Below are 26818 nucleotides of genomic sequence, written 5' to 3' on the forward strand. Positions count from 1 at the left end.
TTTTCTCCAAATTATAAAAAAAATGGCGATCACGAGGGGAATTGAACCCATGACAACAAACTTAGGAGGTTTGTGCTCTATCCTACTGAGCTACGTGACCACGTATTTTTCTTAAATTAATTAATGTATAATAATTTTATTATTAAAATAACAATTGAGTTACTTTTTTGTTATAATCTATGAATTATGGAGATATTTTTAAAAATAGGTGATGTTTTTGGTTGATTTGCAGCAATTGTAACTGTTTTTTTAGGTTTACCTCAATTAATTAAATTATTAAAAGAAAAAAGTGTAGGAAAAGTTAAATTTGTAAGTTTTTGAATATTTTATTGAGGTTTATTTGCTTGAATTTTATTTGGTACTTTTTTACCAGGTGGATTGATACAAGTAGCTTTTGCAAACTTATTGTGTATTTTTATATATTCTGCTGTTATTTTTTGTTTATATTATTATGATAAAACTATAGGTCAAAAGAAAAATAATAAAGAATTGATACTAACTAATGTAACAGTAATTTTGGGAATTTTTTGCGTATTATCAACGATCATCACAATATATGGAATTATTCCTAATACTCCAAAAATTCATAATAAAATAGTACAAACTATTTTAGGTATTATAGTTCCTTCATTTACTTGTTTAGCTTTTATGCCGCAGGTTCTATACAGTTTTAAAACCAAAAATTTTGCTGGAATCAGTGTTTATATGATTTTAATGTTTATTTTAAATAATATTTTTTGAATTATATATTGAGTGTCAAGATTAGTAGACAATAATAATTATGCACTTGATATATCTTTAGGTTGACAAATCTTTAGTTTAATAATATTTAGTGTTCAAATCATATTTACAATTCAGTATTATGTGAAGTTAAAAAAAGCAAAATAAAAAGCCAATTGGCTTTTTTAATTATCAAATTTTTACTCTTTTTTGAGGTGAAATATACATTTTATCCGTTTCTTTAATGTCAAATTCTTGATAAAATTCATCCATATTTGCGAGTTGTATATTTGCTCTTAATTTGGTAAGTGAATGAACATCAGTAAGCAATAGTAACTCTGCATATTTTGGTAAATATTTAGCTCTTCAAATTGTTGCATAATTAATCATAAATTCTTTAGCATTAAAATCTTTTTGCATTTTAGCAGATTCAAAAGCACATGCAACACCACCACAATCAGCTATGTTTTCTGAAACGGTTAATTTTCCATTACTGATTCCGTATTCGGTTTCAATACCATCAAATAAGTTAATCATTTTCTGTTCTTTTTCTTTTAGATTTTCATAATCTTTAGAAGTTCATCAGTTTTTAATATTTCCATTTTCATCAAAATTAGCACCATTATTATCAAAACCATGTGAAATTTCATGAGCCATTACAGTACCTATTCCACCGAAATTTTTTGATGATGATTGATTTATTGAATAAAATGGAGCTTGTAAAATAGCAGCAGGGAAAACAATTTTATTATCTGTAGGTGAATAATATGCATTAATTACAGCTGGTGACATACTTCACATAGTTTTGTCTTTAGTTTTTAAATATTTATTTCAATTTTCTTCTAAAACTAATTTTCTAAAATTTATAATATTTTCCACTAAATTTGAACCATCTTCATATGTTTTAGTAAACATTAAGTCATAATAATGATTGATTTTATCTGGATAACCTACATATGCTTTAAAACTTGAAAGTTTCTTTTGAGCTTGAACAATTGTATCTTTGGAAAGTCATGTATTTTCTGATAATCTTTTTTTATAAACTTTAATCATTTCACTGACCATATTTTCAACATCTTTTTTTGCTTTAGCACCAAAATATGTTTCACCATAGAATTTACCAAACACCATATTAAATTGTGATAAAGCTAAATTTCTAGCTGATAATTCTTTTTTAGTTGCTTCTTTTACACCTGTAAATCCACGACTAAATTCTCCAGCTAAAATTCTAATTTCATCAGTTAAAAAAGGAGCAAAATTATAAATTGCATGAATTAGCAGTCTTGCTTTATAATTTTCAAATGATTCTTTTGTAAAGATTTTGTCAAAGTTTTTGAAAAAGTCAGGATAAATAACATTAGCAAATTCTATTTTATTTTTTAAAATGTTTTCAAATACTGAAATAATATCTACACTTTTAACTTGATTCTTAATTTCTTCTTTTGACATAATGTTTGCTATGTTTAAAATTTCAGCACTAAATTCAGGACTTGGTGTGTATTTTCACAATGATTCATCAAAAGTTAAAGCTTGCTGAATTAATTTGTCACTTTCTGTATCTGAATAGTTAAATTTTTCTAAAAGTTTTTTAGTAGTTTGTTTAAATAAATAATATAATGATGCTTTTTTCTCTTCATTTTCATACATATTTTTAGCAGGTAAAATTGTAGATGGGTTATCAATATATAAAATTTCTTGTTCAGAATTTCTTAAATTTGTATATATTTCCATTTCGATAGGAACATATAAACCAATATATAACATCTTTTGATAATTTTGAAAGACATCTTCAAAAGATGTGAAAGTTTTAATAAAATCTAAAATATGTTGAATAGGTTGAGTAGCTAATTGTGTTCTTTTAGTTCAATTATTAGCCATTTGATATAGTTTAACCATTTCAACTAATTTTGGATAATGAGATGGAATTTCACTTAAATTTTGAGACCATTTATCAATAAGTTCTTCTTGCAGTTTTTCCATTTGTTCGTGTAGAATCATAAATGTACCAGTAGAAGTTTTGTCAGCTCTTATTGTAGCTGATTTTAATCATTCACCATTTATTGCTTCATAAAAATCATCTTTTAATAATTGTTTATCCATTATTTGCTCCTGTTATTTTATCTTTAATTAATTCTTTTGCTTTTGATAATTCAACACTAAAGAATGTAGTAACACCACGATTTTGCATTGTTGCACCGTATAATTTATCAACTCTTTCCATTGTTCCTTGTCTATGAGTAATAACAATAAACTGAGTATCTTGTTTTAATTTGTGTAAAAATTCAGCAAATCTTATTACATTAGCTTCATCTAATGCTGCTTCTACTTCATCTAGGATACATAAAGGAAGTGGTTTAGCTTTTAGGATACTAAATAGTAAACTTATTGCAATTAGAGCTTTTTCTCCACCACTAAATAGTTTTAAATTTTTAACTGATTTACCTGGAGGTTGAGCAATTATATCTAAACCAGTTTCTAATAAATTGTTTGGATCTGTATATTTAATTTCAGCCATCCCACCACCAAACATTTTATTAAATACAAATTTAAATTCGTTATTAACTAATTCCACAGTATTAGTAATTTTTTCGATGATAATTTTATCCATTTCCTCGATAGCTTTTTCGATGATATTTTTAGCATCAGTTAATTCTTTTTGTGATTCACTTACTTTATCATAACGTTGTTGAGTTTGAGTTAGTTCTTCAATACTGTCAATATTTACATTACCTAACTCTTTTAGTTCTATTTTTAAGTTTTGAACAATTTTTTTAGCAGAAGAATAATCTATATCTGGATTGTAATAAAGTTCTTTTGCATTTTCATATAGAAGTGAATATTGTTCACTTAAACGTTTATTAGCTTGTTCAATTACTGAATTTGCTTTAGTTTGTTGAACTAAATATTTTTCACGTACAGACATAGCTTCACGATAATTTGCATTTATATCTGATTTTTGGTCAATAAGTGCATCTATACTAATATTAATTTCTTTTAGTTTTTGATTTTTTGAATTTAGTATTGCTAAAGTTGAATCTCTTTCTGAAATATAAGTCTCAATTGTTTGACTAAAATCAATATTTTCTTCTAGTGTTACTTTTTTATTAGTTTGAGTTTCATATTGATTTTTTAGTTCATCAAATTCATTTACAGCTTCTTGTTGTTTTTGTTTAATTGCTGATAATTGAACAGAAAGTTCTCTATTATTGGTTGTCATTTGCTCTTTTTGAAATTGTAAATCATCACGAGTTTTAGTTAGTTCATTAATTTTTGAAGTTATTTGTGGAATTAAATCTTCTAATTCTTGAATTTTTTTATCTAGTTCAAATGTATTTGATTGTTGGGCACTTTGTCCTCCAGTTATAATTCCACCCACTCTTATAATATCTCCATCTAAAGTTACTATCATATATTTTTTTTCTAATAGTTTTGATAGTCTATTAGCTTCATCGATATTGTTTGTGATTAATATATTACCTAATAAAAATTGTCTTAAAGTATCAAATTCTTTTTTAGTTTTAATAAGGTTACTTAAAACACCAATGAAACCTTCTTGAGTTTGAGCAACGATTAAATGTTCTTCTCTAATGTTTCTTGGTCTTATTGATGATAAAGGAATAAATGTGGCTCTTCCAGCTTTGTTATTTTTTAAAAATTCCACAGCACTTACAGCGGTTTCAGGAACATCAACTACAATATTTTGTAAAGCGCTTGCTAATACTGTTTCCACTGCTAAAGTATATTCTTGTGGTACTTCTAATAAATCAGAAACAATTCCTTTATATCCTTTAAATAATGAAGAATTTTCGACAATTGTTTTAGTTCCTTTAGTTAATGTTAATTTATTATCTCTAATGTCTTTAAATTGCTCTAATCTAGCATTTAGTTTTGAACGATTGTCGTATTGAGCACTTAGATTTTTGTTTAATTCAAATAATTTTTTATGAATTTCAGTATTTTTTTCAGATAAATTTTGAATTTGCAGATTTGCTTGATTTTCAAATTGTTTATAAGAAGCAATAATTGCATTTAATTCTTCTAATCTATCTTTAATTGTGTCTAATTTTTCAGTTAAAGAAACTTGAATTTTACCTGATAAAATTCATTCTCTTTGTTGTCTATCTTGAATGGATCTAACTTGTAAGTTATTAATTTGTTCATTTAAAGAACTTATTTTTTTGTTAAAATCAGCAATATCTTTGTCTAATTCTCTTCTTTGTTGTGCTACTAACTCTAGTTGAGATTCCACTGTTTGTAAGTTATCATTTAAATTAGCAATAACACTATCAACATCACCATATTCATTTTTTAAGTTATTAATAATTTCTGTAGATTCATTTAATTCATGAACTAATAGAGCAACTTCTACTTCTTTTAGTTGTGAATTTTTGTCCATAAAAATTTTCGCTTTTTCAGCTTGTTTTTTTAGTGGTTTTAATTGTCTATCTAGTTCATCTACTAATGTTGTAATATTCACTAATGCTTCATTAGTTTTTTCTAATTTTTTTTGTGCTTCTAATTTTCTTACTTTATACATATTAGTTCCAGCAGCTTCTTCAAAAAATTCACGTCTTCTTTCGGGTGTTGCTTCTGCTACATCACTAATAGTTCCTTGACTTATAATAGCTAATGAAGATTTAGAAATTCCACTTTGCATTGCAATTTCTTTAATATCTTTCATTCTTGCTACTTCCCCATTTATATAGTATTCATTTGAACCTTTACCACGATATAAAACTCTAGAAATGGTAAATTTATCATGAGGAATAGATACCTCATGATCTGAATTATCAAATGTTAAAATTACTTCAGCTTTATCCATTTCTTTTTCAGTTTCTGAACCACTGAAAATAACATCTTCCATACTATCTCCACGTAGAGCTTTTGAAGATGATTCACCTAGTACTCATTTAATTGCATCATTTATGTTACTTTTTCCACTACCATTAGGACCTACAATAGCAACTATTTCACCATTAAATTTTAGATTTACTTTATCTGCAAATGATTTGAATCCATATGCTTGAACTTCTATTAATTTCATATTCCTCCTAAATATTTAGGTTTTTTAAAGCGTTTTGTGCAGCATTTTCTTCTGCTTCTTTTTTATTTTTACCTAATCCTACACCATATTTTGTTTTATTATAAATTACAGTAGAAATAAAGCCATCTTGATGTTTTTTAGTTTCATAACTTACTGATAAATCATTAGATTGAATAAATTCCTGAAAAAGAGTTTTTGCGTCTTTATTTTCTTTATTAACGTAATATTCTACATCAGCAAAAATGGTTTTATTTAAAACTTGTTCTACAGCTTTCATACCTAGTGATAAATATATAGCTGCAATAAAACTTTCAAACAGATCCGCATAAACTTTTTTAGAATTTTGTAATTGATTTATTGCACCCATTGAAGCTTTTAATAGTGAAAATAAATCGTATTTTTGTGATATTTTGGCTAAATTTTCTGTTTTAACTAAAGTTGATCTTAAAGTTGTTGCATGACCTTCATCTATATTATTGTATTTTAAAAATAAGTATTCAGACACCTTGAATTGTAAAATAGCATCTCCTAAATATTCATTTAATTCATAACTTTTATATTGTCTATGTTCATTTGCAAAAGTTGAGTGAGTAAATGAGATTTCAAAAAAATGAAAATTAGTTAAATTGTTTGTGTTGATGTTGAATTTGTGTAAAATATCTAGTAATTTTTGATTAAAATCGTTATTCATTATTATCCTCAATTTCAGCTAAATATTTTTGCATTTTATTTATTGTTCGTGCTTCGATTATTTGTTTTAGTTGATTTAATGCACTATAAAAAGCATCTTCATTGCTTCTTCCGTGTGCTTTTGCAACAATTTTATCAAAACCAATGATCGTAGCAGCTCCTATTTTTTTATAATCAAATTTATTTTTAATTATTTTTAATTGTTTTTTCAATAATAATGCTGCAATTTTAGTAATAAATGATGACATAAAAGCATTTTTTAATAAAGTAAATAAAGTAGAATAAGCACCTTCCATACTTTTTAATAAAATATTTCCTGCATAACCATCTGAAATCACAATATCAATATCATCTTTTAAAATATTATTAGGTTCAATAAATCCACTATATTTAAATAAATTATTGCTATTTTTTAAAATTTGATGAGCCTCTTGTTGTATAGTAGGACCTTTATATTCTTCAGTTCCAATGTTTAAAAGAGCTAATTTTGGTGTTTGTTCATTTAAAAGTGATTTATAAAAAATAGTAGCTATTTTTGATCATTGTATTAAATATTCAGTTTTTGTTTCAGTGTTTGCACCAACATCTAATAGTAAAAATTGCTTTCCAGATTGTTTAGGTATTAAAGGCATAAATGCAGGTCTAGATATTCCTTGTAATCTTTTTAGTTTTAAAGTTGTGATAGTGACTAGAGATCCTGAATCTCCACTACTTAATAGTGCATCAACATCGTTTTGTTTAGTAAATTCAACTGCATCTAACATCGATGAAGGCTGTTTTAAGACATCTCTTATATTACTAGTTTTAGTTACAACTGATGGTGAGTGCTTAAAAATAATATTGTGAGGTAAATTTATATTTAGTTGTTTTAGATCATTATTATTACCAAATAAAATTAAAGTATAATTTGGATTTTCAAAAGCTCATTTATATGCAGCTTTGATTGCATTTTGAGAACCATTTTCATTATTTAGTGTGTCAACAACAATTGTTTTCATATTTTATTCAATAGCAATATAGTATGGATATAATGCTTGTCCTCCGTTGTTGATTTCAACTTCAACATCAAAATTTACTTGGATATATTCTTGAAGTTCATATGCATCTGCTTCACTTGCATCTTGACCATAATAAATAGTAACTATTTCGCTAGTATCATCAATTAATTCATCAAAAAGGGCTTTTGCAGCATCATTTTGATTTGTATGAGTTGATAATACTTTACCTTTAGTTAGAGATAAATATTGACCTTTTTTAATTCTTACACCATTAATTCTTGTGTCTTTAACTGCATAAGTAACTTCCGCACTTTTAATAGATTTTACTGCATCTTTCATATTTAGTTCGTTATCTTCTGGACTAGAATCTTCATTAAAGTTTAAAAGTGCTGAGATACCTTCTACTTGTGTTTTGGTAGGAATAATAACAACATTTTTCTTTTTACCTGAAATTTGTGAAGCTTGTTGCGCAGATAGTGTTATGTTTGAATTATTAGGTAAAATAAAAATTGTTTTGGCATTAATTTTATTAATTGCAGAAACAATATCAGCAGTAGAAGGATTATTAGTTTGTCCTCCTTCGATTATGAAGTGAGCACCAAGTGATTTAACCATATTGATAATACCTTCACCACTATTACATGTTATTAATCCACAATTTACATTAACTATTTGATTATTAGCATCTTCTTTGTTATCAGTTGTTTTTTGTTGTTCTTTTAATTTGCTTGTATTTTGTTTAGAATTATTTGCTTGTTGTGTCATATTTTCAATTTTGATTTTTGCAAATTCCCCTAGTGTTTGAACTGAATTTAAAACAGTTCCTGGTTTTAGTGCATGAATATGTACTTTTAAAAAATTATTATCATGTACTACAACAATACTTGATCCTAATTTTTCTAATTTTTTTACCAAGTATTCTCTATCAAATTTATTAGGTTTATTTAAATCAATAATAAATTCAGTACAGTATCCAAACTCACCTTCAAATACTTCAGTATCATTTATAAATCTATTAATATATTCATCAGTATCTACTATCTCTACAGGTTGATTTTGGAAATATAGACTCATTCCTTCAATGACTTTCACAAGTCCAAATCCACCACTATCAACAACTCCCACTTCTTTTAATATAGGTAATAAATTGGGAGTTTTTTCTACACTGTCATTAGAACTAATAAAGGCTTTTGCAAATACATCTTTAACAGAAGCACTTGCTAAAACATTTGTTGAAAGAGATTGGCTAGTTTCACGAATTACAGTTAATATTGTTCCTTCGATTGGTTTTAATACTGCTTTATAAGCTATATTTGTAGCCTCATTGAAAGCATCAATAAGATTATTTGTATTAGCAGATTTTAAATTTTTAAAAGCATTAGCAAATCCACGAAAAATTTGTGAAAGAATAACACCTGAATTACCTCTTGCACCTAGTAACATTTGTTGTGCAACTAAGTTAGAAGCATATGATAAATTTTCTAGTTCATTATCTGGCATAGTTTCTAAAAATTCTTTAGCAACATTGATTGTTGCAAACATATTTGTTCCAGTATCACCATCAGGTACAGGAAAAACATTTAAATTATCAATAGTTTTTTTATGGTTACCCAGATTATTAGCAGCTGAAATAACAGCATATTTTCATTGTATTCCGTTCATATTATTGAATTCCTCTTATAAAAATATCTAAATTAGCTAAGTTTATCTTGTATTTATTTAAAATATAATTAATTGTTTGATAAATTTGCTCAATAATGCTTTTTGCTGAAACATTAGAAAGAATTATAATTCCAATTGAAATACTATGTTGAGAATTATTATCTTTAATGATGATTTGTTGATAATTGTTATTTTTTGTATTTTCATTATCACTTAAAAAATCTAAGTCAGCAAAACCAACAATTCCCACAATGCTTGACACAGCATTTAAAATTTCTATAGTGATTTTGTCTTTTTCCATAGTTAATATTTTATATTATTTTTAGTATTTTTTATTAATTACCACTATTAAGAACAATCTTAATAAAGAAATTTAAAATTTATAAAATATTTTAAAAAAGATATTAGAAATAATTGTGTTTATGTTAAAATATTTAAGCAATGCTAAATAATTACGTAATATATTTATAAAAGGAGTAGAAATGCCAGGTAAAGATAGTTTAACCGGACGTAAAGCTCTAAGCGGTAACAAAAGATCACATGCTTTGAATGCAACAAAAAGAAGATTTGATTTAAACTTACAAAAAGTTACCATTTTAGACAACGGACAAAAGAAAAAAATCCGTGTAACCGCTAAAACAGCAAGAACATTAAGAAAATATGGACTTACTGCTTAATTTATAATTAAAGTCTCACAAATGTGGGGTTTTTTAATGCTTTTTTATAAAAAATGAAGGATAGATATGGAAATAAAATTTTCAAATTATTATGCAAGATATAATACACAAAAAGATACACAATTAATAAATATAGATTTTGAAATCAAAAGTGGCGATATGGTTTCAATTATTGGGTCTTCAGGAGCAGGAAAAACAACAATTTTTAATGCTTTTTTTGGTGATTTAGTGAAAGAAAGTGGAGATTTTTGTATAGATGGTATTAATATTGAACAGTATAACAAAAAACAAAAAAAAGAACTATATAAAAAAATTGGTTTTTTAAGTCAAGAAACTAATTTAATACCTAGTGATGATGTATATACAAGTATATTAAGAATTTATAAATTTCCTTTTGTAAAAAAGCAAATTAAAGAAAAAATATATGCTTTGTTAAAACAATTTAATATGTTTGAGTATATTTTTACTAAAGTAAGTGAATTAAGTGGTGGACAAAAACAAAAAGTAGAACTTATAAAATTGATTTTAATTAATAAAGATTTAATTTTAGCAGATGAGCCTACAAATAGTTTAGATCCTGAATCTAGTATTGAATTTTTAGAGATATTGAAAAAATTAAATCAAGAACAAAAAATTACAATAATTACTATAATTCATGATATTTCATTAGCAAGTAAGTATTTTAATAAATTTATAGCAATTAAAAATGGAGAAATGATTTCAAAAGGTAATTGAAATAATTTTGATCAAGAAACTTATGATTTAATATTCAAAAAATAAATGTCGAATTTTATAAATTTGAATCATTTAAAATTTATAATATTAATATATTAATATTTTAGAGGTTAAAATGGAAAAAATTTATAAAAATTCAATTATTTTTGGAATGGATAATTCCTGAGAATTAGCAGAAGAAATTGGGCAAATTTTAGACATAGAAGTTCAAAAACCTAATAAGATAATATTTTCAGATGATGAAACATTATTATCAAGTGATATAACAGTGAGAAATTTAGATACGTATATTATTTGTAATACTGGTAAAAATGTACATGATAATTTAATGGAACTTTTAATTTTTATAGATTCATTAAAAAGAGCAAGTGCAAAAACAATAAATGTTGTTATGACATATTATGGATATGCCAGACAAGATCGTAAAGCTGATAAACGTCAACCAATTACAGCAAAATTAGTAGCAGATCTTTTAGAAGTTGCAGGTATTACTAAACTAACAACAGTAGATTTACATAATTCATCAATTCAAGGTTTTTTCAATGTACCAGTTGATGATTTAAGAGCACAATTAATCTTTTCAGAAGAATTAAGAAAAAGAAACTCAGAATTTACAGTAGTTAGTCCCGACCACGGGGGTGCTGTAAGAGCTAGAACATTAAGTGAATTAATTTCCAATAACATCAAAATTGCTATTATTGATAAAAGAAGAACTTCACCTAATGTAAGTGAAGTTATGGGTGTTTTAGGTGATGTTCAAGATAAAAATGTTGTTATTATTGATGATATTATAGACACAGGTGGAACAATAATTAAAGCAGCTCAAACCTTAAAAGAAAATGGAGCTAAAGATATTATCGTAGCAGCTACTCACGGAATTTTTAGTAAAGGTTTTGAAATGTTTGAAAATGAACCAAGTATTAAAGAAGTCATTATTACTAACTCAATAGATATTGAACATTTAAAACAATACAAAAAAATTAAAATTTTATCACTTGGATTTTTATTAGCTCATGTTATTAAACAAAATATTAATAAAAAATCATTAACAGAAATTTATAATGCTTACAAAGACGGAAATTGAGAAAATTTTAATTAATTTTCATATTAATTTAGATTCTGATAAATTAGAGATTCTTTTTGAATATTATCTTTTGATTGAAGAATATAATAAAGTCATGAATCTGACTGGATTTTATGGAGAACAACTCATAATTGAAGGTTTTATTGAATCATATTTTCTTTTAGAAAATGCTTTTGATTTATCTAATGATTATAAATATAAATTAGTTGATATAGGTGCTGGTGTTGGTTTTCCCAGTTTACCTTATTTAATAATGACCAATAAAAATATTGATTTAACAATTATTGAACCTTTAAAAAAACGCTGTAATTTTTTAGAAATAGTGAAAAATCAACTGAAATTAAAAATAAACATAATTAATGATCGTGCTGAAAATGTTAAATTACAAAATGAATTTGATTTAGTTACAGCAAGAGCAGTTATGAAACTTAAATATTTAGTGGAAATTTCTTGTCAATTAGGTAAAATAAATAGCCAACAAGTTTTTATTAAAGGTTCTAACGTTCAATTAGAATTAGAAAATGCACAAAAAATTTTGAGTGTTTTAAATTTAAAATCTTCTGTTAAAGAATATAACTTTCACGGAATAAGATTAAATAATTTAGTCTATATTTTTAAAACTCAAAATATAGACAATAAATTTCCTAGACCTTGGAATATCATAATTAAAAATTAGTTTTTTGAGTATAAAAGCAGTATAAAAAATAAAAAATCAAGTGAATTGTGAGTACTTGATTTTTTATTACTTTAAAATTTTTTGGTAATTAATGTTTGAGCATTCATTTCTTTAGGCTGCTTTATATTTAGATAATCTAATATTGTAGGAGCTATATCTGCTAATGTACCATTTTTTAGTGCAATAGACTTATCATAAGAAATTAACATAACAGGACTAGTGGTATGTTTGGTTGCAGGTTGATTATTAATATCTTCAGTAATTTCAGCATTACCGTGATCTGCTGTTATAAATCAATTAATATCTTCATCAGAAGTTTCTAAATAATTTAAAATCCTTGCAAATTGTTGATCTAAAAATTCAATGGCTTTTATTGTTGCTTTTAAATTTCCTGTGTGACCTACCATATCTGGGTTTGCATAATTTACAATAATAAAATCATAATTTTTTATTTCTTTTAATAAAACATCAGTAATTTCTTGAGCAGACATATGAGGATAATCAGCAAATGATTCAGCTTTTATACTATCAACTAATATTCTAGATTCATTTTTAAAAAGTATATCTTTACCACCATTAAAGAAGTAGGTAACATGTGCATATTTTTGTGTTTCTGCTAGTCTTAATTGTTTTATATTGTTATTGGCTAAAACTTCCCCTAATGGATTAATAATTTTCATTTCTTTAAATGCAATATCAGTATTTATGTCTTCGTATTTCATTAAAGAAACAAATTTAGCTATTTTTACCTTATTTTTAGGTTCATAATCATATATTTTAGAACCTAAAAATAAATGAGATAATTGTCTTGTGCGATCAGGTCTAAAATTAAAAAATATAATCGAATCATTATCTTTAATTGGTTTTGAGTTTTTAACAAAAGCAGGAACAAAAAACTCATCGAAAATGTTTTGAGAATATTGTTTTTGAATATAATCATCTATATTCTCAATGAGATTATCACTTTGACCTAACATAGCATCATATGCTAATTGATTTCTAGAAAAAATTTTATCTCTATCCATTGCATAAAAACGTCCTGCAATAGAAGAAATTACATAATTATATTGTGTGATTTTTTTATTTAAAATTTTTAATGATTGATTAATGGATTGTGGTGCAACATCTCTTCCATCTCCAAAAATATGAATACTTACATTTTTTAAATTATTTTCAAAACACATATCTAAAATTTCAAATAAGTGTTTGTCTAAAGAATGAACCCCTCCATTACTTAAAAGTCCCATAATATGCAGTGTGGTTTGAGTGTTTTTTGAGTGATTTATAATATCTAAAAGTGTTTTGTTACTTTTAAAAGTGTTTTGTTGAATTTCATTATTTATTAGTGATAAACCAGTATATACAACACGCCCTGCACCTATTGTTAAATGTCCAACTTCACTATTTCCTATTTGATTTTCAGGTAATCCAACATATTTTCCAGATGCTTCAATTAGAGAATTAGGACACATTTTAAATAGATAATCAAATGTTTTATGTTTTGCTAAATTAAAAGCATTTCCTTGATTTTCTTTTCGCATTCCTAATCCATCAATAATTGTTAATATAATTTTCTTTTTCATATGTCCTCCATTTAAGTACTTTAATTATATAGAATAATATTTGACATAAATGCTAATTTTTATAAAGAATTATTTTGTTTTTTTAGCAATATTTTTTTAAATTTATAACTATAATGCATTTTTCATATAAAATTAGTATTATTTTTATATTTATATAAAAAGAATAAAAATAAAGGAGATGTAGTGATTAGATTATTAAAAGAAGCTTTTAGATCGCTTTGAAAAAATAAAACTACAGTAATTGGTTTAAGTATTTTAATTTTTATTACATGTGGTTTATTTACTTTATTATTTGATATTAAAAAAAGCTATACATCAACACTTTCAAGTTATAAAACTGTTTCACAAATGCAAGATTTAACAGTTAATTTAGACGTTAATCCTAATGGAGAAGTTCCTAACGGTGGTTATAATCAAGTTAATGAACAAGGTTTAATAGATACAAAACCTGTTATTTATACACCAGATTCTTCAATAAAATCATATAAACAAAGTACAAAAAATTTAAGTATTCCAGAAACTGAATTAAATTTTTTAAATATTAGAAATTTTAGTTTAAATAATAAATCTCTAATAAATCAAGATACTTATATTGATAGTAGTATTTTCCAAAATTGATTTTTTGATCATCAAAAAAATAGAGGTATAGCCATTTTTGATATGCAAAATGGTTCTTTTGAACTAACTAATGACATTACACTTCCTATTTATTCTAAATCACAAGATAATTATTCAAAGATATCACATAATGTTGTTGTTAATAAAACAAATATTTTTAACTTTGATAAAGAATATAAGTTACAAGATATTGCTACTGTTATTAATACTCCAACTGGAGCAACACATTTTAAATTAGATGATTATTTAGTTAAGCCACTAGATTTATTTTTAAATCCTCTAACTCATCAAGCATCATTTGATACTCATAAACTGGAATTATGAAGTCAAGATGGTGATGTTATTGTTATTTCTGGTGAAAATGTTTTAAAACAATTAGGTTTTGAAAAAAATCAAAATGATAAATTTTATTTTTCTGATTCTAATAATGCAAAAGACTTACATTTTCAAGATAATAAATTAACTAAACAAAATATAGATAAAAATGTATTAATAGAAAATCAATTTTCATTAAGAAATTATTTAACGTCTCAAAATATTAGTGAAATTAATTCAAAAAGTTATGAAAATTTTACTTTTAATAAAGGTATTAAGTATAAATTCCCTTTAAATTGAATTCAAAATATTGAAGTTGAAACAGAATTTGAAAAAAGATTATTTAAATTAAATTGAGACTTTAATACTGAAATTAATGCTTCTAATTGAAAAGGTAGTTATTTAAGTTATATATCAAAAATTTATTCTGAAAATAATAATCAAATTCCAGATGATATTAAAGAATTTGGATTTTGAACAAAATCAACAAAAACTAGATGATATTTACAAACAAACTCACCGAGCGACTGAAATATAGTAAAAGAACCGATTGCATTTGAAGATTTAGATGTAATTTTATCACTGAAAAATAATCAACCTACTTCAACAGATAAAGATACAATAGCAGAAATTGAAAAATTTAATCCACAGTGAAATCAAGTACAAATAAAAGATAAATTTAATGAAATTTCAAATACTAATTTACTTCAATTAAAACGGAATGAAATTGCACAAGGTGCAAATAATGTTGCAAAACAAGCCATTATATCCAAAGTCTTAAACAAAGTTGGAGAAGAAAATGTTGGGTTAAGACAATCTTTAACAGTTGAAACAATTAATGAAGGTGATTCAAAGAAAAATATTTTCCATTTTATAAATACTGGTGATTCTAATAATTCCATTCGTGGTGTTAAACAAAATGTTGGTAAATTGTATAATGAAGCTACAGAACCAACCATTTTAAATAAAACAGATAGTAGAAAAAATATTGATGAATATTTATTAATTCCAGATAAAAATTTCCCCAATAGAAAAACAAAATTACCTTCAGAATACGCCCAAAATATAGTAGAATACATTTTTAAAGGGTATACACCAGATCCAAATTATTTAGATACAGATATTAGATTTGAACCTTTTTATAATTACTATCCTGGAACACAAATTCCATATTTAACTAACGCAAAAATTCTTTTATTAACTTCTGAAGATGAAGATAATAACACCATTCAGTATGCTGTGACAAAAAATGAAACAACTTCTAAAAAAGGTGAAGATAAATATTTAATTCTTGTGAAAAAAGAAATCAATAATGAAATATATTGAACAAGATTATTAATACCTGAACAAGATAATAGTTTAACAGCAACAGAATTAGATAATTTTTTAACTCAACATAGATTAACCATAAAAGCCAAAATAGGTAAAGAAGGTTGAGCTAAAATAGATTCTGATTATAAAAATAGTATTTATTTACCAATTAATTATGGTTCTGTTGATAATGCAGCAATAATTGACATTACTCAAAACAATAAAATTAATATTTTAATTAAACAAATTAGACAAACAATTTTAAAAACAGATTTAGCTAATTTATTTACAAAAGAACAATTAGATAAAATTTTAACAGCAGGTCAAATTGCTGTTGAAAAAAATCAACTTCATAATCTATTAGCTTCTGGAAAAACAAATCAAGTTATTATTAAAGTGGTTATATTTGATTGACTTTATGAATTGTCAAAAGCAACGGAAAAAACAGATGAAAAATTAATTAATTTTAATATTAATACTTTCTGAAAATCAATTGTAGATAATTTCATAAACTATATTAAAAATAAATATACTTATGATAATAACAAAATAAGAACACACGAAGAACAAAAAACTTATCTAAAACACGAATTAGATAAATTAGAAGAGTTATTAATGAACATTACAGGTTCAAAAAATCCTTTTTTTAACAACTTAATTTTAGGTTTTAAAATTTCTAACATTATTGACTATATTAAAGACTATGATAAGTTTTTAGATTCTATTGGTTCTATACTAACTTCAATTGATCTATTAAAATTTTCAACATTAGGTAGAGAATGATATATACAACATCCTTACAAACCTTATTTAAATGCAAATGCAGATTATTATGTACTTAGTTCAGATGAAATTACTTCTTTTTTATTGAGAAGCATTGATGAATATAAGATAAAGACCGCTTTAAGTAATTTAATAAATCAAATTGATTTTAAAGTATTATTAAACCCTGATAGTCAATTAAGCATTTATCAAAAAATATTAAGTACAGCTAAAGATGCAAATAAACCTTTATCAAATTCTGAACAAACTAGATTAATATCACTATTTAATAAATTGAATGGTTATAAAGATAATACCAAAGCATTTGATAATATTAATGAAGCATTAATACTTTTAATTAATTCTTTTTCATTACAAACCTTTAATAAAAATTTAGTTCACTTTTTAGAAAAAAGTGAACAAAAACAACCTGTTATTGCTAATGCTGTACTATTTACTAATAATTATATTAAGCAACTAAAACCATCTAATTGAATTGCTAGTTTTATTAGTGCATTAGCACAAGATAAAACAAGTACTTCTAATATTTTAGGAAAAGTTAAAACATTACAAGACACAATCAAGTTATTAGCTAATTTATCATCTAAAACTCAAAAAGCAGCAGGTTTATATATACCTGCTAATGATGAAGAAAAAATATCATTTGCAGATTTAGGTAATTTAGGATTAATTAGATTTCCTAAATCAGAAACCAACATTATTACAAATGACAACATTGATCAATATGATGTAAACAAAATTTTATCTTTAAAACAAAAAATAGATAATGTAATTACTTCAAATAAAAAACTTATAAAATTCAGCATTGAAGAATCTAGTTTTTTAAAAAATGTGATTTTAGTTAATAATAATGAATTTGAAAATTTATCTCAAATATCAACAAAGTTAAACAACTATTTAGACTTAATTTCCAAATTATCAATTAAAAACTATCAAAATGATTTAGAACCATATAATTTAAATTTTCAAGAAGATACAAATATTGCTATTGCAACATATGGTGATTTAGCTTATCACTCAGCATTATTTAATCCAAAGTCACAAAATACTGAATTTAATGATGTTTTACATTTCTTATACAATCAAATTAAGCCTATTTTAGGTAATTTCATCACTAAAGATGCAAATGGTTTTATTGGTCAAGAACTAAATTTATATGCTTTTTGAATTAAATTAACTTATGAATTGAAAACATCAATTCCAAATATTACATTAGATGAAATTAAAAAAATTGTTTTAGCTATTTTTAATTTCATGCAAAATTCTAATGTTGCTCAACTACTAAGACAATATGAAAATGTGGATAATCAAATTCCATCATATAATTCCATTTTAGGTAGTGATTTAAACAATTATGCAACAATATTAAAAATAAGTAAAGGTTTAGCAAATAATATTACTTCGACAAAAGAATTTACAAACTCTCATTTATTAGATATTTTAAAACAAGATTTGACTAAAAACAATTTAAATATTTATTGAAATGACATTAATAGTTGACTTGATAAAAATATTTATCAATTTGTTTTAATGATGAGTATGTTAAATGAATCTTCATTAATGCCTACTTTTTACAAAGAATCTCAAGAAATATTTGTTAATAATTTTATAAATGCGCCTCAAGATTCAATATTAGATTCATTAATAACAAATGATTATGTTTTATCAGTTTTATATAAGAATGTTCTAAGTTATTCTCAATTATCAAAACAAATAAGTATATTAGGTATAAATCCTATTATTATAAATCCTTATATGGCTCTTAGTTTTCCACAAGTACTTTTATATACTGCTATTTCCCATGAAGAAAATGAAGGTAATATAGGTCATTTAGTAACACAACTATCAAGAGATTTAGAAACAATTGATATTGATGATTTAGATAAATTAATTAGTCCTATCTACGACTCGCTAGTTCAAACCCAAGAATTATCGGATTCAGGTGATAAAAACATCACATTAGATATTTCATATTTTACTTGATTAAAAAATAAATTTATTTTAAGTGACAAAAATGATCAAACAATTTTTGGTCTAAATACAAATAAAATTTTTGAACAATTGTTATTTTCATTAATTTCAACAAACTACGTAAATAACTTAATTGCATACAATGATACATCTGCATATTTAGCAAAAATTAATTATGCATATGCTCAAAAAAACAATAAAGAAGTTTATACTGGTAATATAGATGAATATTTACAAGACCCATTTAAAATGGCTGTATTTATAAACACACTTGATGATAAATATAAAATCAAAATTAATTCAGTTGAATATTTAATTATTGGTATTGATATTACAGCAGATTACTTATATCCAGTGATTAATGAAGAAAATTTACAAGTAGATACTTCCAAACAATCTCTTGTATATGTAAATAGTAAAGGTTTTGATAGAATTAAAAGTGCTTATCCTACTTTAGCCTTAAAAGATTATTTATTAGTGCAACAAGGAGATTTTAAAGCAACTGAATTAAAACAAGAATTTTCTGATTTTATTGCTTCTATTGCAACTAATATAACTAATAAAGTGTTTTTAGCAAATGAATTAGATCCAATTAATCCTGAAATTTCTATTAGAATTACTTTGGTACAAAAAATTATTCATTCTATTGGTAACGTACAAGTATTTAGTTTAATTATTTTAATTACATTAGTTTCTATGTCTGTATATTTTATTATTAGAAGATATATAAATGATAGAAATAAAGTTATAGGTATATTACGTTCACAAGGATATAGAGCTAGTGAAATTTCATTTGCATTTAGTTCTTTTGTTTGACCAAGTACTATCGTAGGTTCAATTTTAGGTTATACATTAGGTCATTTTATTCAACCTATTGCATTTAGAGTATTTTCTAGTTATTGAACATTACCTACTACAATCGTTTCGTTTAACTGATTAACGTTAGTAAATACATTTATTGTTCCATTTGCATTTTTATCAATATTAATATTTTTAATTACAATGTTTAGTATAAGAATAAAAGCCATTGAACAAATGTCTGGATTAAGTGAATTAAGTGTCGGAAAAATATCACAAAAAATTGCTATATTATTTAGAGTCTTACCAATTAAAAGTAGATTTATTGCAATGTTAACTTTAAATAACTTTTGAAAATTATTTAGTTTATTTATCAGTTTTTCAATTACTTCATTAATCACAATGTTTAGTTTAAGTAGTTTAAATGTCTTCCAAAAATCAATTCAAAGAACATATCAAAATAGAAATTATAAATTTAAATTAGATTTAGAGACACCAACTGTTGAAGGTGGATCTTACATTACATATAATAAAAATTCTTTAAATGATTTATTATATGTACCTGATGATTTGAGTTCATCAAGTCAAGTCAGTGATAAAAATCAAACAGACTATAATTCACCGTTTTATTTCAAACCTGGTTATAGTTTTAATACAGATATTATTAATAAACCATTTTCACCTACTGTTTTAACTAAATCATCCTTAGATATTTTATTAGATACTTCAGTAGAAATATCACCTTGAGATGTTACTTTTGCTAGTTTACCTGAGACTCAAAAAGCCAGAATCATTCAAATTTTTCAACAAGTATCTGCAAAAATGTTTAATACTCAAAATTTACATTATATAAATAGCGATCAAACCACTTTTGATCCTTTCAACCTAAATTATGAAAAACTTTATGCAACTCAAACTCAAGATCCAAATTCTCCAAAAACCAGTTTCTTTACATTTAATCGAGAAGATAGTCTTGTAAAAGGGATAAAAAATGCTTCTTCATTAGGTCAATTCTTATTTGTAGAATATGATGCATTTAATGATTTTTATAAAAAACCTGCAGCTATTAAAACAGATAAAGTTAGAAGTTTATATAGAAATTTCTTAATTGATGCTTATAAAAAAATAGATCAAAATGATTTCTTTATTAGTTTTGGCGGAATCATTTGAAACAATAATACAAATGAAAAATATTCATATGCTAAAACATCAATAAACGATCAAAATATCAATATATATGGTTATAAAAAAGATTCTAAATTTATTGATTTAAGAGATGTAAAAAATAAGGATTTAAAAGAACTTTTATATAAAAATTTCCCAAGTGACCAACCATTACCAGATAATTTAGATAATGTAGTATTGCCTTTAGTTATTAATAATGTTGTATCTAAAAAATGAAATTTAAAAGAAGGATCTATTGTTCAATTAAATATTGAAAACCATGTGGATAGATTTATAGATCAAATATTAAATATTAATAATAACAATCACACTTATACATTTAAAGTTATTGGTATTAATGAAACTTATATCAATAATGAATTAATTACAACAAAAGAAATTATTGATAAAATAACAGGATTAGATACCCTTTCTAATTGAGTGAAAAAACAAAGACAAAATGAATTAGATATTTTAATTAAATTTAATCCAAATAAAGTTTCAGAATATACTCAATGATTTAATAATGAATATGAAGGATTTAATGGTATTTTAAGTAATGATGATGCACCTGAACAAACTATTAATACTTTAACAACATATTCATCAAGTGGATATTGAGGAGCAGTACAAACTTATAATGCAAATGTTGCTGATGATAAATCAATTACTGATTTCTTTAAAAAAATATTTGTAGGCCAAGGTCGAACTGATCCTATGTTTGAATTTACAGTATATTCATATAATCAAACACATAATAATAACTTTGATTGAAAACAAAAACTAAAAGAATTTTTAAATGTAACTAATGATGATTATAAAACCTGAGGAGATCAATCATTAGTTAATGAACCTATTGAGCCTGAAATTAAGAAAAATATGATTAATGCAATTAACAAGTTATATGGTGCAGAAGATTCTATTTATGGTAAAGATATATTATATGTTGCATCACAAAGTGTTAACTCAAAAGATATTGAAGCTGGATTTATTAGTGGTATTGCATCAACAATAACTAACATAACATTAGCATTTATTATAATTAGTTTCATTGTATCAATTATCATTTTAATTATGATTACAAATTCAATGATTAATTCAAACCGTGAATCTGTTGCTACATTTAGTATATTAGGATACTCAAATAAAGAAAAAGTTTATTTATTCTTCTCCAATTACATTCCAATTATCTTATTTGCTTCATTATTAATGATTCCAATTACATTTATCTTAATGACTTCATTTAATGCATTTATGCTTGCAACTAGTCAGATGGTATTACCACTATATTTATTCCAATCAACGATTTTAATTAGTATTTTAGTATCATTATTAGTATTTGGAATAACCTCTATATTTGCATGAATAAGTTTAAATAAAATTAAACCTGTTTACTTGCTGAAAGGAAAATAATGTTTAAGAAAATTAAAAAAAATAAGTCAATTCAACCTGAAACACTACAAAATAAGACAACGACTAATGAAACATCATTATCATTAAATGAAATTAAAAAAATTTCCAAAGCAAATAATAAACCTAGACCAAAAGATAAATTTGCTTCAGAAAAAAATTCTCCAGGTGTAATCATTGAAGTAAAAAATGTTACTAAAACTTATTTATCAGGAAATTTAGCAACTGAAGTATTAAAAGGCGTTAGTTTTAAAATCAATCGAGGAGAAATTGCAGTTTTATTTGGTAAAAGTGGTTCAGGAAAATCAACATTATTAAACTTAATTAGTGGTTTAGACCGAACAACAACAGGTCAAATTATCGTCAATGATGTTGCATTACCTTATTTATCTAATGCCAAACAAACTTTATTTCGAAGAGAAAATATTTCTTTTATTTTTCAAAACTATAATTTACTTCAAAACTTAAATTCATACGATAACGTAGAAACAGGTTCGTATTTACAAAAAAATAAACAAAAACAAATGAATATTAAACAATTATTTGCTGATTTTGATTTAAGTGATTGTATGTATAAATATCCTTCTCAAATGTCTGGAGGTCAACAACAACGTGTTTCTATTTTAAGAGCACTTGCTAAAAACTCAGAAATTATTGTAGCTGATGAACCTACAGGGGCTTTAGATGAAAAAACATCAAAATTAGTACAAAACATTCTTTTGGACATTAATGCAAAATATAATTCTACAATAGTTATAGTTTCTCATGATCCCGATATTGCAGCAATTGCAGATAAGGTTATTTATTTAGAATTAGGAAAAATCAAAGAAATTAAAACTAAAGATAAAACTAGAAGAGAAAACTAAGCAAAATTACAACAAAATTCAAGCGATTGGCTTGATTTTTTTAATAAAAAAATCAAGTACCTAAGATACTTGATTCTGACTAAAAGAATTTTAAAACAGCTTGATAATCTGGTTCACTAGACACTTCTTGTACGTATTCAACATGTTCAATAATATCATTTTCATTTACGACAAATACTGCTCTAGTTAATAATCCAAGTTCTTCAATTTTAGTTCCTGTTTTGGCTGAAAAATCATTATATTTAAATTCGCTTAATGTTGTAACTTTAGTATTTTCTTTGGCCGCACATCAACGTGAAAATGCAAATGGTGTATCATAGCTTATTACAACAACAGGAAAAGGTTTATTTTTAAAATCATGCATAAATTTTGTAGTTTCCAATTCACAAACACCGGTGTCAATAGATGGTATAGAAAAAATTAATCTTTTTTGTCCTGCAATATCTTGTGAATTAAAATCAGCTAAATTAAGATCAACAGCTTTAAAGCTAGGAAATTTATCTCCCACTTTTAATTGTTGTCCCATTAAATGCATTTCATTTCCTTTAAAAGTTATTTTCATATTCTCTCCTTTTCTCTTTAATTATAGTTTAAAAAGCAATCTATAAAAACATTTTAGTTAATTAGTAGAATCTAATTTAATATAATCTACTGTATTTATATATTGATAATTATTTATAGGTTTTGTAATATTTTCATATTTAGCACCTAACTCGCCAAATACATTTGTTAAATATTCTTTATATTCATCTAAAACATGCACTTTTATGTCTTTTAATGTGTAATTAGTGGTTCGATAAGTAATGTTATTAATTCAATTATTAACAATATTTTTACTTCTTGATGATAAAACAAAAAAACCTTCATAGTCTTTATCATATAAAATATTTACAAGCGCTTTATATGTATTTTTTCTAATAAATAAAGATAAAAATTTACTTATGATTTTATTAAATTTAATAGAAGAAATATTTGTATCTTTAAAAGTTTTATTTTTGTATATTCAATCTTTTAATTTATTTTTAGTATTTAGATATTTTTTTACTTTAGATACTGTAGTGGGTATTACTAAATTAATATTTAAAAATGGAGTAGCAGTATATACTAAATCATCTCTATGTAAAAACTTAATTTGTTTATCAAAATATTGTGTAGATTTAGTATTATCTATTACTCGATCTGGAAATAATTGTTTAAGTTTTTCATAAGATTCAAAAGTCATCATTACTTCATGGTAATCTAAATTTTCAGTATAATTAAAACCAGTTACTGCAAATAAAAGAGAATAATTATCTAAACTATATCAAATATTATTTTCTTCACAAAGTTTACAAAAACTTTGTAAAATAAATTCCTTATTCATTCTAATTTTATTCATAACTTATATTATACTTTTATAGTTATAGTTTAAAGTATTATTTTGATATTTAATTTATGCTTATCACTAGAAAAACCTTTTATTTTGTTATAATTTTATTATTAAACTTTTTAAATATATTTTAATATATTAAAATACAACGAAGGAGTTGTCATGGCAAGAAACAATAATTTTGTAAAAAAAATAGCTCGCTTTAATTCAACAAAAGCGCAGCAAAATAAAAAACCTGTTTCTAAACAAGAAGAAACTTTAGAAATAAAAAAACGTTGGCCTAAATATGTTTTAGGATTTTTCATTTCTGCAATTTTAGTATCAGGGATTACAATTCCACTTGTAGTTGCTGCAAATAGATCTAAAGAAGATTATCCAGTTTTAGATAAAAATTCAGTAGTTTTTAAATTTGATAATAAAGATGGAACTGTATCTGAAATTCAATATTCTGATTTAAAAGAAGTTGTTGATTCTGTTAATGAAGCTAAATATATTTATTCAAAAGTAAGTGATGAAATCGCATTATACTTATATGAACAAGAATATAAAGCCAGTGCATGATATGAAGCAATTTATAACTCAAATAAAGTACCAAGTAAAACAAAATTTTTTAAATTGCAATCTGTTAAAGAAATTACTGACAATAAAACCAAAATATTAAATGATTTAGAGCAAAGATTGCAAACTCAATTTGGATTTAATAAATGAGAAACTGAACTAAAAGCAGAATTAGCAAAGCCTGAATTTGGAGCATCAAAAACTAAAGATGATGCAATTAAACATTTAGTTGCTCAAGAAATTAGAAGACATGCATTTGCAAGATTTGAAACTGAAATTAACAGTGATTTTAGTATTTCTGAAGTACAAAATGGGTTAACTGCTGAACATGATGTGTATTACACTTTTTATAATTCAAAAACTGAAAAAGAAGAAAGAGTAGATTTATTTAAAAAAGGTGATGTTATTCATTTTGGTAATGGTGAAAAAGATTTACACTTCATTCATACCACAGGTGATAACAAAAATGTTTATATCCCAACTGATAAATTAAATACCACTGATCCTGGAGAAACAAAAGTTTATGCATTTTTAACCAAATCATTTTTAAATGATAAAAAAGATGCAGGAATTTATATAAACGATTGATTACAAACACAACCTACAATTTATTCTAAATTAACTTTAAAAATGACACAAAATCAAACTTCAGCTGATTTACCATTTTCATTTAGCAAAGAAGACTTAATTAAATTATTAACATTTACAGATTTTAATAATGGTAAAAATGATTCAGAAATTGATTTACCAATTAATAGAATAAAGGATTTTCAAGGAATTTCTAATTTTATAAAAGGTGAAAATTTAACTAACGAAGAAACAAAGCAAGCTATTAATGATAATTTACTTTTAAATGTTCTAGGTTCTGCAAATGATAGTACATATGGTTCTGAAGGATTTAAATCATTATCAGATATTTATTCAAAAGAAAAACCTGAATTTTACTTACCATATCTTTCAATAATAAATGATGATTTAATTTATACGCCAAATACTAAAAATAACTTTTTTGATGATTTAAAAATGAAAATTGTTGAAAAAATCTTTAATAATGACCACACCTATAGTGAAATTTTAAACAAAAATGTTGTTTCATGAAATGAAGAAGAAAAAGAATTAGCAATTAAAAATAATAAAAAAATTGCTGATTATATTAATGAATTAACTGATTTTGATACTAAGATGGGAAATATTATACGTGATTTATTAGCAGAAAACAATTCAGATTTTAAAACTAATATAGTGTATAAAATTAATGATAATTATGCAATCTTAAATAGTAATGGTCTAAACTTACTTACTCTATCAAAAGTTCAATCAGAACAAACAGCAAGAAAATTAATTTTAAGTGATTTATCTAGAAAAGCAAATGATGTTTCAAATAATGCTCTCAAACCACCATTTAATATTGATAATATGTTTAAAGATTTATTAACATCTGATTTTATTACAAATAAGTTATTAAGTGACCGAAGTTTTATTGAGTATTTAAAAACATTAAAATACAAAAATTATGTTTCAGATAATGAACAAAACTTTAGTGATAAAGATATTGAAATAGCTAAAAAATACTCAAAAATTATTTTAGAATTTCAACATTTACAAATTCTAAATGGAAAAAGTAAGGAAATTAAAGATTATATTGATACATTAATAAACAAAAATTTAAGTGCAGATTATGTATTTGAAAATGGAAAATGAATAGTGAAAAATCATCCAGATCAAGAATTTATTAGATTCATTTATCCAATATTTGAAAAACAAATAAATGGAGGTAATAAATAAA

At 24.3% G+C, this 26818-nt stretch carries 17 protein-coding genes and 1 tRNA gene; 8 read left to right on the top strand and 10 right to left on the bottom strand.

All coding sequences use genetic code 4. From position 1 onward, the window contains the following. Positions 1-23 precede the first annotated feature (23 nt). Positions 24-100, bottom strand: a tRNA-Arg gene (locus tag HLA92_RS02895). Between the two features lie 86 nt (positions 101-186). On the opposite strand from HLA92_RS02895, the gene HLA92_RS02900 reads away from it, so the two are divergent. After that, positions 187-888: a PQ-loop domain-containing transporter gene (locus HLA92_RS02900; RefSeq protein ID WP_171113356.1), complete on the top strand. Its 702-nt coding sequence runs from the start codon at positions 187-189 to the stop codon at positions 886-888. Between the two features lie 21 nt (positions 889-909). Here HLA92_RS02900 and HLA92_RS02905 read toward each other — a convergent pair whose 3' ends face one another. The 6 genes from HLA92_RS02905 to HLA92_RS02930 are packed head-to-tail and all read right to left on the bottom strand — an operon-like array spanning position 910 to position 9415. Further along, entirely contained in the window at positions 910-2820 is a 1911-nt protein-coding gene (locus tag HLA92_RS02905) for a M13 family metallopeptidase (RefSeq protein ID WP_171113358.1), read from the bottom strand. Then, entirely contained in the window at positions 2813-5764 is a 2952-nt protein-coding gene (locus tag HLA92_RS02910) for an AAA family ATPase (protein WP_171113360.1), read from the bottom strand. The genes HLA92_RS02905 and HLA92_RS02910 overlap by 8 nt, the downstream gene beginning before the upstream one ends. A 7-nt stretch (positions 5765-5771) precedes the next feature. After that, positions 5772-6455 carry a ribonuclease III gene (gene rnc / locus HLA92_RS02915; RefSeq protein WP_171113362.1) on the bottom strand — a complete coding sequence of 228 codons (684 nt, stop codon included), beginning with the start codon at positions 6453-6455 and terminating at the stop codon, positions 5772-5774. Next, a complete protein-coding gene (gene plsX / locus HLA92_RS02920) occupies positions 6448-7452 on the bottom strand; it encodes a phosphate acyltransferase PlsX (protein ID WP_171113364.1) in 1005 nt (334 codons plus the stop codon). The genes rnc and plsX overlap by 8 nt, the downstream gene beginning before the upstream one ends. A 3-nt stretch (positions 7453-7455) precedes the next feature. Then, positions 7456-9114: a DAK2 domain-containing protein gene (locus HLA92_RS02925; RefSeq protein ID WP_171113367.1), complete on the bottom strand. Its 1659-nt coding sequence runs from the start codon at positions 9112-9114 to the stop codon at positions 7456-7458. Position 9115: 1 nt separating this feature from the next. Beyond that, positions 9116-9415 carry a hypothetical protein gene (locus HLA92_RS02930; protein ID WP_171113369.1) on the bottom strand — a complete coding sequence of 100 codons (300 nt, stop codon included), beginning with the start codon at positions 9413-9415 and terminating at the stop codon, positions 9116-9118. Positions 9416-9596: 181 nt separating this feature from the next. Between HLA92_RS02930 and rpmB the strand changes: the two genes are divergently transcribed. From rpmB to rsmG, 4 genes are all read left to right on the top strand, one after another. Then, positions 9597-9791 carry a 50S ribosomal protein L28 gene (rpmB, locus tag HLA92_RS02935; RefSeq protein ID WP_171113371.1) on the top strand — a complete coding sequence of 65 codons (195 nt, stop codon included), beginning with the start codon at positions 9597-9599 and terminating at the stop codon, positions 9789-9791. 66 nt (positions 9792-9857) lie between these two features. Continuing rightward, the gene (locus HLA92_RS02940; RefSeq protein ID WP_171113373.1) at positions 9858-10571 is read left to right on the top strand and encodes an ATP-binding cassette domain-containing protein; all 714 of its coding nucleotides are present in this window, start codon (positions 9858-9860) and stop codon (positions 10569-10571) included. Positions 10572-10641: 70 nt separating this feature from the next. Beyond that, the gene (locus tag HLA92_RS02945; RefSeq protein WP_171113375.1) at positions 10642-11625 is read left to right on the top strand and encodes a ribose-phosphate pyrophosphokinase; all 984 of its coding nucleotides are present in this window, start codon (positions 10642-10644) and stop codon (positions 11623-11625) included. Beyond that, on the top strand, positions 11588-12286 hold the full coding sequence (rsmG, locus tag HLA92_RS02950; protein ID WP_171113377.1) for a 16S rRNA (guanine(527)-N(7))-methyltransferase RsmG: 699 nt from the start codon (positions 11588-11590) through the stop codon (positions 12284-12286). Before HLA92_RS02945 ends, rsmG begins: the two co-directional genes overlap by 38 nt. A gap of 71 nt (positions 12287-12357) precedes the next feature. On the opposite strand, the gene gpmI is transcribed toward rsmG, so the two are convergent. Next, the gene (gene gpmI, locus HLA92_RS02955) at positions 12358-13869 is read right to left on the bottom strand and encodes a 2,3-bisphosphoglycerate-independent phosphoglycerate mutase (RefSeq protein ID WP_171113379.1); all 1512 of its coding nucleotides are present in this window, start codon (positions 13867-13869) and stop codon (positions 12358-12360) included. A gap of 183 nt (positions 13870-14052) precedes the next feature. Here gpmI and HLA92_RS02960 point away from each other — a divergent pair, with 183 nt between their 5' ends. Together HLA92_RS02960 and HLA92_RS02965 are read left to right on the top strand one after the other, a co-directional pair. Beyond that, positions 14053-22242 carry an ABC transporter permease gene (locus tag HLA92_RS02960; protein ID WP_171113381.1) on the top strand — a complete coding sequence of 2730 codons (8190 nt, stop codon included), beginning with the start codon at positions 14053-14055 and terminating at the stop codon, positions 22240-22242. Continuing rightward, entirely contained in the window at positions 22242-23105 is an 864-nt protein-coding gene (locus HLA92_RS02965) for an ABC transporter ATP-binding protein (protein ID WP_171113383.1), read from the top strand. The genes HLA92_RS02960 and HLA92_RS02965 overlap by 1 nt, the downstream gene beginning before the upstream one ends. Before the next feature lie 79 nt (positions 23106-23184). Here the strand turns inward: HLA92_RS02965 and tpx are convergent, their stop codons facing one another. Both tpx and HLA92_RS02975 read right to left on the bottom strand, forming a co-directional pair. Further along, positions 23185-23667 carry a thiol peroxidase gene (gene tpx, locus HLA92_RS02970; RefSeq protein ID WP_171113386.1) on the bottom strand — a complete coding sequence of 161 codons (483 nt, stop codon included), beginning with the start codon at positions 23665-23667 and terminating at the stop codon, positions 23185-23187. 57 nt (positions 23668-23724) lie between these two features. Continuing rightward, positions 23725-24483: a hypothetical protein gene (locus HLA92_RS02975; RefSeq protein ID WP_171113388.1), complete on the bottom strand. Its 759-nt coding sequence runs from the start codon at positions 24481-24483 to the stop codon at positions 23725-23727. Between the two features lie 153 nt (positions 24484-24636). Between HLA92_RS02975 and HLA92_RS02980 the strand changes: the two genes are divergently transcribed. Next, positions 24637-26817: a HinT-interacting membrane complex protein P80 gene (locus HLA92_RS02980; protein WP_171113390.1), complete on the top strand. Its 2181-nt coding sequence runs from the start codon at positions 24637-24639 to the stop codon at positions 26815-26817. The last annotated feature ends 1 nt before the right edge of the window (position 26818 follow it).

Source organism: Mycoplasma miroungirhinis, from assembly GCF_013008815.1.
Classification (GTDB): domain Bacteria; phylum Bacillota_I; class Bacilli_A; order Mycoplasmatales; family Metamycoplasmataceae; genus Metamycoplasma; species Metamycoplasma miroungirhinis.